Raw genomic sequence first — 12,546 nt, 5'->3', positions numbered from 1 at the left:
GAAGTTCCGTGAACGATCCTCGCGGCCCCGGCAGGCCCGGACGGAGGCTCCGGTGCGACAAGAGGCGGCTCTCTCGCGTCACCGTCAGGACCGGCCCGGTGACGTCATGAGGGCGGGATCCGTGCGCCGGCGGCGCCGGGGTCCGTGCGCCAGCGGCGCAGCGCAGCACGGAGCGCGCGGGTGTCGCTGAAACCCAGGCGGGCCGCGACCTCCTTCCGGGTGGCCCCTCCGGCCAGCAGCGCGGTGGCGCGGTCGTGCCGTACCGTCTCGACGAGGTCCCGCCAGGTGGTCCCCTCCTCCGCCAGCCGGCGCTGCAGGCTCCGCGGGCTCAGCGCCAGCGCCCGCGCCACCGCCTGCAGCGACAGGCCGCCGCCGGCCAACTGGGCGACGATCACCTGACGGAGCCTGTCGGACCAGGGAGAGGGACGCGCCTGGGCCGCGATGACGTCGGCCGCGTGCTGCCGCAGGACGGCGCCGAGCCGGGCGTCGGCGTCCGGCAGCGGCAACGACAGATCGGCGGAGGCGAGCGTCATCGTGGTGGCGTCGGCGCCGAAGTCGAGCCGCCGCGCGCCGAGTCGGTCGGCCAGCTCGCGGTGCTGCGCCGGAGGGCCGGACGTCAGCCCGACGTGCAGCGGACGGATCTCCCGCCCGGCCACGTACCGCGCCCGGAACAGGACCGTCGCCATCGCGTACTGGCTGGCCATCGCGTCGACATCGGGATCGCCCGACCGGATCTGGTAGGTGACCGTCCCCTTCCCCGTGCTCCCCGCGCCGCCGGTCAGCCGGATCTCGTTGGGTGCCGTGTTCAGCAGGGCCGAGTACTGCTGCATGACCGTGAACATCTCCGTCACCGTCTGGGCGTTCGCGACGAGGTAGTCCATCAACCGGAGCCGGCCGAAGCGCCACCGACCGGCCGCCTTCACCCCGAGACACGGATCGTCGTTCGCGCCCAGCCCAAGTCGCCAGAGCCTGCTGAGGTGGTCCGTGGGGACACGGGCGTCGTCGTTGTCCGGCACCTGCTCGGGCAGGCCGGCCCGGCGGGCGAGAGCGGCACCGTCACCGCCCGTCCCCTCCAGACCGGTGACGAGCAGACGGGCCACGGACACGTGCGCCGTCGGCCCCCGCCCGATCGGCTCCTGGCGCCTCGTCGGCCCGTCCGGCGGGCAAGGCTTCGACTCGGCCTCACGCATGGAACCATCGTACGAGCACGGCACGGGCTCCTCGCCCGCCACGGTGCACTCCCCGGGGGGCGGACGCACGCGCGTGGTGCACACGTCCGGACCGTTCAGTCCCGCCGCCGGCCCCAGCCGCTCCGCCGGCCCGAGCCGCTCCGCCGGCTCCGCGAAGGCCGAATACCGGGACCGGGAGCGGGACCGGGAGCGCGGCGGCGGGCGTTTCGTCGCCGGGCAGGTCGTGGACTCCCGTTCCGTTTCACTCCGTCCGCGGCGGCCGATAGGCGGACGCCTCCGCCGGGGGTGAGGGCCGGTCCAGCCTCGCCGTGGACTCGTCGACCAGTCCGGTCAGCCGCGCCACCTCCTCCTCGGTCAGCTGCCCGGCGATCGCGGAGGCTTCGACGTTGGACCGCAGATGCTCCGGGTTCCTCGTGCCGGGGATGACGACCACGGCGGGCGAGCGGCGCAGCAGCCACGCGAGCGCGATCTGGGCGGGTGTGACCCCCAGCCGCTCCGCCGGGGCGGCCAGTTCCGGATGCCCGCCGAGCCGGCCGGCGGCCAGCGGGAAGTAGGGGACGAAGAGGATGCCCTGGGCCTCGCAGTCGGCGAGCACCTGGACGCCGCTGCGGTCGAGGAGGTTGAAGCGGTTCTGCACCGCCGCGACGGGGGTCATGCGCCGGGCGCGCGCCAGCATCTCCGGGGAGGCGCCGGACAGGCCGATGCGGCGGATCAGCCCCTGCTCGCGCAGCTCGACGAGTGCGCCGAGCGACTCCTCCAGCGGTACGTCCCGGTGCGCGCCGGGGGTGTCGCCGACGAGCCGGAGGTAGGTCAGCTCGCTCGTCTCGGTGCCGAGGTCGGTCAGTGCCTCGTGCACCTGGCGCCGCACCGTCTCGGGGCGCCCGTCGACGATCCAGGACCGGTCCGGGCCGCGCTCCGCGCCGACCTTGTTGCCGACGATCACGTCCGCGGGAAGCGGTCCGAGCGCCTCCCCGATCAGCCGGTTCACGGTTCTGGGGCCATAGGCGTTCGCGGTGTCGAAGAAGGTCACGCCGAGCTCGACGGCCCGGCGCAGCACGCGCCGCGCGGTCGCCGGGTCCTCCGGTGGACCCCAGACGCCCGGCCCCGCGAGCTGCATGGCCCCGTATCCCACACGCTGCATGGATCGCTCCCTGGTCGTCACTGCGTCGCGTATCACTGCAACGCAAAAATACGTATCACTGCCTGTCGCTGTGCGAATCAGTGATACGCCCAATGCCGTAGCATTGCAACCGTGGACGACGCGAAGACCCGCAGCCGACGGCAGATCCTGGAAGTGGCGGCCGAACTCCTGGAACGGGAGGGCGTCCAGGCGCTCTCTACCCGCTCCGTCGCGGCCGCGGCCGGCATCCGGGCCGCCTCCCTGTACCAGCTCTTCGGCGACAAGGACGGGCTGCTCGCCGCACTGGCCATCCACGGCTTCGACCTGTACCTCGCGCAGAAGCACACCGTGCCCTCCGAGGGCGATCCGGTCGAGGACATGCGCCGGGGATGGGACGCACACGTCGGCTTCGGCCTGCGGCATCCCGCCTTCTACCTGCTGATGTACGGCACCGACCGTCCCGACCGGCGTCCCCCCGCCGCGCAGGAGGCGCACGAACTCCTGCTCGCCTTCCTCCACCGCGCCGCCGCCGCCGGCCGCCTCCGGGTGCCACCCGGCCTCGCCGCCCACCTCGTCCTGGCCGCGGTGACCGGAGTGACGCTGTCCCTCATCGGCACCCCCGAGGGCGAGCGCGACCCGGAGGTGTCCTCCCGCATGCGCGAGGCGCTCGTCGCCGCCCTCACCACCGACGCGGCCCCGGCACCCGAACCCGCCCTCGCCGCCCGCGCCCTCGCACTCGACGCCACCCTCGCCGAAACGCCTCCCACCGCCGTCCCCCTCCGCCCCACCGAGACCGCCCTCCTGCGCGACTGGCTCCAGCGGCTCGCCAGGCAGGACGGGTGACCGTGAGGCACCGCCGCGCACCGGCAGGCCGCGGCGGTGCCTCACCTGTGCTGACACCCTCATGGCCGGACAACTCGACACCGCCGTCGAGCAGAACGGCGAGGGCGACCTCACCGCACTCATGGCCGGCGGCGGCACCCGGACCGCCATCGGCTGGCCGACCACCACCCACCGCTCACCACCCACCGCCCCCGAGCGCCGTACGTACGCGACGCGTACGCGAAACGTGCGCCAGGCATACGGTTTCGTGACTACAGTGAGCCGTGGGAGGTGTTCATGTCCGAGTTGTTCGACGCGGTCGACGCGCTGGTGGCGTCCCGCTCCCCACTGCCGCCGGCGGAGGAGCGCAAGCGTCTGCGCACCGCGCACGGCCTGACGCTCGACGAGGTGGCCGCCGCTCTGAAGGTGCGGCGGGCGACGGTGTCCGGCTGGGAGTCGGCGAAGAAGCCGACCGAGCCGCGCGGCCCGGAGCGCGAGGCGTACGCGCGGCTGCTGAGACAGCTCGGGGAGCTCTACCCCGCGCCGGAGGAGCCGACCGCACCCGTGTCCGTCGTGTTCACCGGCGCACCTGCCCCGGTGGAGACGCGGGCCGTGTCCCCGGACAGGACGCCCGAAGCCGCGGCCGTACCCGCGCCCCAGGCCACACCGGCACCCACTCCCGTACCCGCGCCCGACGGCCCCACCACCGAGGGCGACCCGACGCGCACCGCCGGGACCGGGCCGCCGCCGGCCTCGCACCGGCCGAGCGCGAAGCCGGCGCCCCCGGCAGGCCCCTCGGCGAGCGCGCCCGATGCGCGCTTCGAGAACGGTCCCCTGGCCGTCGTCGACGTCGAGGACGGAAAGGTGCTGGCGTACTGCACCGGGGGCCTGGTCCTGGACGTGCCCGCCAAGACCCTTCCGGCCCTGGTGGACTGGACGCTCCGCGAGGCGAGGCTCGGCCGGCCGAGACTGACCGGGCCGGGCAAGGACGCCGACCCGCTGCTCGTGCTCACCGAGGCGGCCCTGGAGCGCTACGGCCTGCCCGCCGCCCTCACCGAGGAGGAGCGGCTCGCCGGGCGCCTCCCCGAGGCCCACAAGGTCGTCAAACAGCTGGCGCGCGCGGAGTGGCAGCTGACGAAGCGCGGCTTCGGGCCGTGGGCGCGGATCTACCGCCCCGCCCAGGGCTCGCAACGGGCGTGCGTCCAGTTGTGCATCCCCTCCTGGCAGGCCCTGGACGCCCGCCACTGGGGCGGGGCCGCGCAGCTTCCACCGGCCGAACTCGCGCGCGTGCTGGGCATCTACGCGTCGAGGGTGATGACACCGCGCGGTTCGACCGCCGTGACCGGCCTGGAACTGATGACCGCCCTGCACCCCCCGACCCGCGCCTCCGAGCCGGACGCCGAGGGCACCCGGCACTCCGTGCACAACCCGGGCAGCCTCGGCAAGGACCCCGTCGACCCGGCACCGTGCGAAGCCCCTGACGGACACCCGGTCCTCGCCCACCTGCCGCGCTTCCACGTCCGAGGCCCGGCGGAGAAGCTGTTCGAGGAGGCGTACGACTGGGCGCGGCCCATGACCGACGCCGAGTGCACCCTGCGCCATCTCGTCGGCCTCGACGTCAACATGGCCTTCGCCGCCGGTGCCAACGGCCTGGTCGTCGGCCTCGGCACCCCGACACACCTCACGCGGCCGGAGTTCGACCCGAAACTGCCCGGCTCGTGGCTGGTGGACCTCTCCCACGTCGACCTGTCACGGGTGAAGTCCGGCAAGCAGTGGGTGGAGTTGGACGGCTCGCTCCTGCCCTCCCCGTTCACGCCGACGGGCGAGCACCCCGAGGGGCCCGCCTGGTACGCGACGCCCACCGTGGCGTACGCGGTCGAACTCGGCTACGCGGTGCGCCCGTCGGAGGCCTACGTCCGCCGCGAGAACGGCCGTTACCTGGACGGTTGGTACCAGCGGCTGCGCGACGCCTACCTCGCCACGATGGCCGACCTCGGTGTCACCGCAGACCTCGCCCCGGCCGACTTCCTCACGGCGATGGAGGGTTATCGGGAGCGTGACCCGGAACTGGCGCTCGTCGTCTCGGCGATCAAGGCGACGGTCAAGGGCGGCCTGGGCAAACTGCGCGAACGACCGCGCGGGGAGGGCTGGCGGCCGGGCGAGCCCTGGCGTGCCCTGTCCCGGCCGACCTGGCGGCCGGACATCCGGGCGGCGGTCATCTCCCGCACCCGGATCAACCTGCACCGCAAGATCGTCAAGCATGCCGCGTTCACCGGGCAGTACCCCGTCGCGATCCTCTCGGACTGTGTCGTCTACGCGGCCGCCGGCCCCTCACCCCTGGACTTCCTGCCCTACCGGGAGGGCAAACCGCTGCCGGGCGGGTTCAGACTGGGCGTCAACCCGGGCCTGGTCAAGCACGAGGGGACGCAGCCCGTGCTGTGGGGCGAGGAGATCCGCGAACGCTTCGAGGCACCGGAGCTCAACCTGGCCCGGTACATCAAGGACGGCACCGTCACCGGCGCCGACGACGGAGAGTAGGGGAAGCCGGGGATGAGCCTGTTCGGGGACGGCCTGGACGCCGCGGAGCAGAAGACGTTCACCCGCCCGGCACCGAAGTCGGCCGGCGCGCAGATGCGGTACCTGGTCAAGCGGATGAAGGGCACCAAGGCGGCCGCCCAGCTCCTGCGCGTCTCCCAGCGCACCGTCGAACGCTACGTGAAGGACCAGATCAGGAAGCCGCGCGCCGACCTCGCCGCCCGCCTGGAGCGCGAGGTGAAACAGCGCTGGCAGCCCCAGGTCCGCGCGAGGGCCAGGCAGCGGGCGGCGTCCACGGGCGGCATCGTCATCGACGCCCGCGCCCGCCTTGGCTACACCGCACCGATCGGTTCGACGGACCAGGACCGCGTCCGGCACCTGACCGTCGCCCTGCCCCCGCAGTACGCCGCCCGCCTCTTCGACGCCCGGGAGGCCGGCGCCGACGACCAGCGGCTCCGGCAGATCGCCGCCGAAGGACTCAAAGAGGTGTACTTCCAGGACGGCGGCCGCCGCGCCGGCCAACTGGAAGAGGTCCGCTTCACCGACATCGAACACCTGGAGTTCGAGCTGTAACGGCCGCGACGGCCGGGGCAGGGGCGGGAGGAGGAGACTGTTCCGAGCGGACCTTCACCCGCTCGCCCGGGGCCCCGCCACGCCTCGTAGGATCGGCGCATGGTGGCCTTCGTACCGTCGTCCGTGTGCTTCTTCCTGTTCTGCGTGGGTGTGGCACGAGACCGCCGCCGAGTGAGCAACGCGGTCCTCCTGGGCCTGTCCGCCGTCTTCGCGGGGGTCGCGCTCTTCCTGCATGTGGCCTCCGAACGGGCCCAGTCGGGCCGCGATCTGGCCGTCGTGCTGCTCACCCTTGCGAGCGTGGGTGTCATCACGCTGGCGTGGTTCCTCATCGCCAACGGGATCAACATGGTGCGCAAGGAAGGCAGGAGCCCGGCGAACCTGCTGTCCCTGGGGGCGGGCATCGCCCTGGTCGCCCTGCTCGCGCTGCTGATCACCGCTCTCGTGCTGCGCACGCACACGCTCGTGGTGGTGGCGGCGACGGCGATGGCGCTCGCCGGATACATCGCCTTCCTGTTCCTTTGTTTCCTCGTCTACGGGGCCATGTACGGCCGGCTGCGCATCCGGCGCCGAGCGGACTACGTGGTGGTGCTCGGCTCGGGCCTGATCGGCGGCACCACCGTGCCCCCGCTGCTGGCCGGGCGCCTCGACCGGGCCCGGAAGGAACACGCCAGGCTGTCCCGGAAGGGCCGGCGCCCCGTCATGCTCACCTCGGGAGGACAGGGACCCGACGAGAAGGTACCGGAGTCCCACGCGATGGCCGACTACCTGGTCGCCCAGGGCTTCCCCGCCGACTTGATCGAACGGGAGGACCGCTCGACGACCACGGACGAGAACCTGACGTTCAGCAAGGCCCTGATGGAACGGGCGAACCCCGACTACCGGTGCGTGATCGTCACGAACAACTACCACGTCTTCCGTGCGGCGGTCACCGCCCGGCGCACCGGCGTCCGGGGCCACGTGATCGGCGCCCCGACAGCCGCGTACTTCTGGCCCAGCGCCATGATCCGCGAGTTCGTGGCCCTGTTGGTCGCCTACCGTCGCACCAACGCCGCGCTCTTCCTGCTCGTCCTGCTGAGCGGCCTGTTCATCTGGTGGCTGGGGTGGCCGTAGCCGGGGACCGCTGCGTAGAGGTCGAGCATCCCCAGCGGGACGACTGCCCGGTCCCGAGGGCGGGGAGCCGGTGACCGGGCCCAGCCGTTCGACGGGATCGCCGCCGCCGTGCGCACCGGCGAGCCCCCGGTCCCACGGGTGGGGTGGGCCGGGGCGGGGTGTCTGGGGTCAGCCGTTTCTGGCCGTGGTGGCCCCGCCTGCTCCGCTCGTCCCGCTTGCCGCGCTCGCGCCCCGGGCCGGGGCGCCGGCCCCCGCGCCCGTACCCGTACCCGTGAGGAAAGCGCCGAGGACGCGGCGCAGGCGTGGCTCCACCTCGACGACCGCGTGCCCGAGCCGAGGGTCGTCGGCGTAGAGTTCCCGCAGGCGGGGGCCGGGACTGGCCATCTGCCACAGGGCGCCGGCCATGCCCGTGGCGGTGGAGATCATGTCGAGGACCTGCTGCTCGTCGAGCCCCAGGAGACGGTCCAGCTCGGCGCCGATCAGAGCGACTTCGTGCAGCGTCACGAGCTTGAACGCACGCACCGTCTCCAGCGACACATTGCGCTCCAGGTTGAGCGGGGCCTGGGCGAGCAGGTCGCAGAACAAGGGACGTGCGGCCAATGTCCCGGCGAACACCTCCGCGACCTCCGCGGCGGTGGCCTCCCGCCTCGTCCCCAGGTCGGCGCGCAACGTCGCGGACCATTCCCGCCAGCCCTCCGCGGTCAGCTCGAGGAAGATCTGCTCCCGCGTCTCGAAGTAGCGCAGCAGTGCCGACTTGTGCATGCCCACTTCGGCGGCGATGTCGGTGAGCGTCACCTCGCGGATGGCGCGCTCCCGGCCGAGCCGCCGGGCCGCCTCCAGGATCGATGCTTCTCGCGCCTGTTTGGCCTCCGTGCTGCGGGCTCGCCGGAAGGCGGCTGGCTGAGTCATACGGCCATCATAGAAACAGGTAGCGCAACGGTGTTGCATTATTTAGAGAACGGTGTTGCACTATATGTATGAGTGAGATTGAAGAAGCACATGCCGCACGGGTCTGGTTCGTCACCGGTTCGTCCCGCGGGCTCGGCCGCGCCCTGGTGACCGCGGCCCTCGCCGCAGGCGATCTCGTCGTCGCCACCGCCCGCCGCCCCGACGCGCTCGCCAAGGAACTGGGGAGCCACGGCGACCGCGCGCTGGTCCTGCCGCTCGACGTCACCGACGCCGACGCGGCCCGGAAGGCGGTCGACGCCGCGCTCGACCGCTTCGGCCGCATCGACGTGCTGGTGAACAACGCCGGATACGCCAACGTGTCACCGGTGGAGACGGCGGACGACGACGACTTCCGCGCCCAGTTCGAGACGAACTTCTGGGGCGTCTACCACGTGACCAAGGCGGCACTGCCCGCTATGCGCCGGCAGGGATCGGGCACCGTGGTCCAGTTCAGCTCGGTGGGCGGACGCGTCGGCGGGTCCCCGGGCATCGCCTCCTATCAGGCGGCCAAGTTCGCGGTCGACGGATTCACCCGGTCCCTGGCCGCGGAGACCGCGCCCTTCGGGGTGCGGTTCATGGTGGTCGAGCCGAGCGGCTTCGCCACCGACTGGGCGGGCTCGTCCATGACCGTCCACGCGATCCCGGAGGCCTACGACGAGACGGTCGGCGCGATGAACCGGCGGGTGCGCCAGAGCGCGGTGGGCGCCGCGGGCGACCCGGAGCGGGCCGCCGACATCGTCGTGCGTACGGTGCGGCGTGGCGAGGTTCCGAGCCATCTGCTGCTCGGGGTCAACGCGGTGACCATGGCGCTCGAGTACTCCCGCGGTCAGGTGGCCGAGGCGAGTGACTGGGAGGCGGTGAGCCGCTCGGCCGACTTCGCGGAGCCGTTCCCCGTGGAGCTGCCGCCGGCGTAGGGCGGGCCCGGGGAGGGGGGCGAGCTGTCCGCGGGAGGCCGGCACCCTCCCGCGACGCGAAGGGGCGCTCCCCGGCCTCCCGCTCCCGTGTCTCCGACCCCTTGACGTAGCGACCTGCGGGACCGAAGAATTCAGGCCACCCCTGACAACGTTGTCCGACCGAGAGGTGCCGCACGTGCTGCCGAGATCCCCGATCGACCGCCGTCGCTTCGTCCAACTCCTCGGCGCCACCGGCGCGCTCGCCTCGCTGCCGCTGACCCTCGGCAGCGGCGAGGCTCGGGCTCAGGGGCGGAAGCAGGGCCACACGGAGTCGGCCCCGGTGGCGGACATCTATCACCGCGTCCTGCTGAACCACACCCGCTGGACGGAGACCCAGTGGGACGCGGCCCGCGGCTACTACACGGACAAGGACTTCGGCTTCGCCGTCGTGCTCGGCCATGCGGTCCTGCTCACACGCGGCGGCTACGACGCCGACCGAGCGGGGATCGACAAGCAGGTCCTGAAGGCCCGCACCATAGCCACCATCAAGCACTTCGCCGCGTCCAACAGGCTGACGGGGGGCACCCAATGGGGCCGGACGCTGTTCTTCGACACCACGTTCCAGCTGTACTTCGTACTCGCGGCGCGATTGCTGTGGGACGACCTCGACGAGACCACGCGCGCCCATGTGGACACCATCGCCCGTGAACAGGCCGCGTACACCACCGCGTTGGGCACCGGCAACGACCCCGCATCGGGCAGCTGGACGCCTCGGGGGCTGCTCGGCGGTCACGAAGGGGACACCAAGCTCGAGGAGATGGGTGTCTACGCGCAGTCCCTGGCCCCGGGACTGGCGTGGGCCGCCGACGACCCGCGGCACGGCGACTGGACCGCGGCATTCGGTGCGTGGTCGCGCAACGAGACCGGACTGCCCCAGGCGGATCTGGCGAACCCGGCGCGCGTGGACGGAGCCCCCGTCTCCGACAACACCGCCCGCAACCTGTACGACACCTTCATCGTCGAGAACCACGGCTCGTTCGGACCGCACTACCAGGAGGAACTGTGGCGCACGTCCGGCCGTAACGCCGCCCACTTCATCGCCGCCGGCCGGGCGATGCCGCAGGTGCTCACCAACCAGCCGAACGCCGACCAGCTCTGGAGCACCCTCCTCGGCGTGATGAGCGACGCCGGTGAGCCGTTGATGCCCATGGTCAACGACCGTGAGCACCTCTACGGCCGTGACGTCATCCCGCTCGCGTTCCTCGCCCAGGTGCTGGGGGACAGGGCGGCCGCACGGGCGGAAGCCGCGCTGGCGGAGCGACTGGAGGCGTACCAGAGCTACCCGCCCGAATACAGGATCGCCAAGTTCTCGGGTGAGCCGAAGTACGAGCCGGAGGCGCGCGCGGAACTCGCCATCAGCTGTCTCCTGCATCAGTGGGCGCACGACCGGGGCCGCACGGTCCGCCCCCTCACCTCGGACGAGCTGTTCGAACGCGCCGCGGGGGTCACCGACTTCGGCCCCGGCCCCGGCCTGGTGTCGCACCAGACGCCCGCGGCGTGGGCGGGCGCGGTGACCAAGCCCGGCTTCGTGAAGTTCGCCTGGCAACCGGGCCACGACGACTGGCTGTTCAAGCTCAGCGGCGCCACGGCGATGTTCCTGCCGGCGACGTCCCTGAAGGCGACGCGACGCCAGGTGCGGACGTACCACAGGAGCCGGGACGGGTTCGACGGCAGCGCCACGATGCTGCAGGTGGGACCCGGATACGCGGGATTCACCACGCTTCCCACCGGTGCCGTCGTCTACGCGACGTCGGGCGTCGCGGCGGGGGAGGGGCACCTGGAGATCCACAACCTGACCATGCCGGGTGTGCCGGGCCTGACCGGGGCGCGGACCTACCGTTTCGCCGAGGGCAGCGCCACCGTGGCCTCCTCCGACTCCAAGCCCGCCCCGTCGGCCGGGCGCGTCGACGAGGTGACGTTCGCGCGCACCGAGGTACGGCATGTGCGCATGCTCGGCCTGCGTCCCGACCCGGCCTACGGATACTCGCTCTTCGCGCTCGAGGCGCGCGACGGGGCGGACGGCGCCGATCTGGCCCGGAGCGGCACGGCCACCGCCTCCTCCTACGACACCGGCAAGGAGCCGGCACTGGCGGTGGACGGCAGCACCACCACCCGGTGGGCCGTCTCACGGGCGGACCGCCCCCGCGCGGACAGCTGGCTCGCCGTCGACCTGGGGGCTCCGCACGCGGTGGACCGGGTCACCCTGCGCTGGGAGGCCGCCGCCGGGCGCGCCTACACGGTGCAGGGGTCGGCGGACGGACTCCGGTGGAAGGACCTCGCGTCCTGGCCGGTGCCCGACGTCACCAGCCGGGGCGGGTGGCTGGACGTCGACGGCCGCGCGGGCCTCGTGGTGCGCGGCTCCGGCTCTCCCCTGACGGTCCACCAGGACGAGATCATCCTGGCCGACGGCCCGGCCGCACCCCTCGTGGTCGAGGGACTCCCCGGTGCCTCCTCCCGTACGCTGCGCGAGCGGGCCGCGGTACCCACGCCACGCGCGGACGCCGAAGCCGTCCGCGCGACGCTCACCGACGACCACCTCAGCCTGTTCAACCTGTCGGACGAGCCCGTCACCACGCGCGTCGACATACCGCAGACGGGATCCGCGAGGCTGCTCTTCGAGGGAAGCCAGACCCTCACCGACGCTGGGACCGCATACGACGCCGCACTCGACGCGGCCGACGCCCGGCTGCTGCCGCCACGACTGACCCTGCGTCCCCTCGACGGCCGCCGGCTGCCGACGGGCCTGCGGGCGCGGGTGATCGACGCCGCGTCGGTCGAGCTCACGGGACCGGCCTGTCGCGTGCGGGTGACCGCCCAGGGCCGCAGCGAGGTGGCCGTGGTCCGCCCGGGCCGCCCCACGACGGTCACCCTGAAGCGGGCGACCGCCTACCCCCTGCGCGATCTGGCACTGGGCCGCACGGTGTTCCCGACCAGCCCGCTGCCGACGGGCATGTCGGACCCCTCCGCGGCTGTCGACGGTGATCCGGCGACGGCGTGGACGCCCGGTCCGAACGGCCGTCTGGTCGTCGACCTCGGCGCCCAGGTCCGTGTTCGTGACATCCGGACGGACTGGACGAACGGCCGTGTCCCCGCACTGCACGCCGAGTTCAGCGGTGACGGCCTCACCTACACCCCGGCCGGCCGGCTCACGGGCCGCGCCCGCACCCGGCACCTCGGCACGGACGTCACCGCCCGCTACGTGGCCCTGGCGACCGACGCGGGGCACGAGAGCGGAGCCCGCCTGGTCCACCTCTCCCTGCGGTGACGCCGGGCCGGTGACAGGCCGGTCGTTCCC

The 12,546-nt window shown here is 72.9% G+C and carries 9 protein-coding genes; 6 read left to right on the top strand and 3 right to left on the bottom strand.

Going from position 1 to position 12,546, the window contains the following annotated elements; genetic code table 11:
• Positions 1-104: 104 nt before the first annotated feature.
• Positions 105-1,190 carry an AraC family transcriptional regulator gene (locus OHB09_RS00455; RefSeq protein ID WP_328730281.1) on the bottom strand — a complete coding sequence of 362 codons (1,086 nt, stop codon included), beginning with the start codon at positions 1,188-1,190 and terminating at the stop codon, positions 105-107.
• A gap of 241 nt (positions 1,191-1,431) precedes the next feature.
• Complete coding sequence (locus tag OHB09_RS00450; RefSeq protein WP_191854316.1) at positions 1,432-2,331, bottom strand: aldo/keto reductase; 900 nt, start codon at positions 2,329-2,331, stop codon at positions 1,432-1,434.
• A 111-nt stretch (positions 2,332-2,442) separates the two neighbouring features.
• Here OHB09_RS00450 and OHB09_RS00445 point away from each other — a divergent pair, with 111 nt between their 5' ends.
• The 4 genes from OHB09_RS00445 to OHB09_RS00430 all read left to right on the top strand — a co-directional run bounded on the left by OHB09_RS00445 (position 2,443) and on the right by OHB09_RS00430 (position 7,350).
• The gene (locus tag OHB09_RS00445; RefSeq protein WP_167795545.1) at positions 2,443-3,153 is read left to right on the top strand and encodes a TetR/AcrR family transcriptional regulator; all 711 of its coding nucleotides are present in this window, start codon (positions 2,443-2,445) and stop codon (positions 3,151-3,153) included.
• A gap of 276 nt (positions 3,154-3,429) precedes the next feature.
• Positions 3,430-5,670, top strand: a complete 2,241-nt coding sequence (gene tap / locus OHB09_RS00440; protein ID WP_328921408.1) for a telomere-associated protein Tap — start codon at positions 3,430-3,432, stop codon at positions 5,668-5,670.
• Between the two features lie 12 nt (positions 5,671-5,682).
• Complete coding sequence (gene tpg, locus OHB09_RS00435) at positions 5,683-6,240, top strand: telomere-protecting terminal protein Tpg (RefSeq protein ID WP_328921407.1); 558 nt, start codon at positions 5,683-5,685, stop codon at positions 6,238-6,240.
• Between the two features lie 99 nt (positions 6,241-6,339).
• Positions 6,340-7,350 (top strand): YdcF family protein, encoded by a 1,011-nt coding sequence (locus OHB09_RS00430; RefSeq protein WP_319117532.1) that lies wholly within the window; start codon positions 6,340-6,342, stop codon positions 7,348-7,350.
• Between the two features lie 168 nt (positions 7,351-7,518).
• On the opposite strand, the gene OHB09_RS00425 is transcribed toward OHB09_RS00430, so the two are convergent.
• On the bottom strand, positions 7,519-8,259 hold the full coding sequence (locus OHB09_RS00425) for a TetR/AcrR family transcriptional regulator (RefSeq protein WP_328921406.1): 741 nt from the start codon (positions 8,257-8,259) through the stop codon (positions 7,519-7,521).
• 68 nt (positions 8,260-8,327) lie between these two features.
• On the opposite strand from OHB09_RS00425, the gene OHB09_RS00420 reads away from it, so the two are divergent.
• Both OHB09_RS00420 and OHB09_RS00415 read left to right on the top strand, forming a co-directional pair.
• Positions 8,328-9,212, top strand: coding sequence for an SDR family NAD(P)-dependent oxidoreductase (locus tag OHB09_RS00420; RefSeq protein ID WP_191854320.1), 885 nt, complete (start codon positions 8,328-8,330; stop codon positions 9,210-9,212).
• A gap of 175 nt (positions 9,213-9,387) precedes the next feature.
• On the top strand, positions 9,388-12,516 hold the full coding sequence (locus OHB09_RS00415; protein WP_328921405.1) for a discoidin domain-containing protein: 3,129 nt from the start codon (positions 9,388-9,390) through the stop codon (positions 12,514-12,516).
• Positions 12,517-12,546 lie beyond the last annotated feature (30 nt).

Source organism: Streptomyces griseoaurantiacus, from assembly GCF_036189845.1.
GTDB lineage: Bacteria > Actinomycetota > Actinomycetes > Streptomycetales > Streptomycetaceae > Streptomyces > Streptomyces griseoaurantiacus.
The sequence above is the reverse complement of the archived record's forward strand: the minus strand, read 5'-3'. Positions and strand labels throughout refer to the sequence as shown.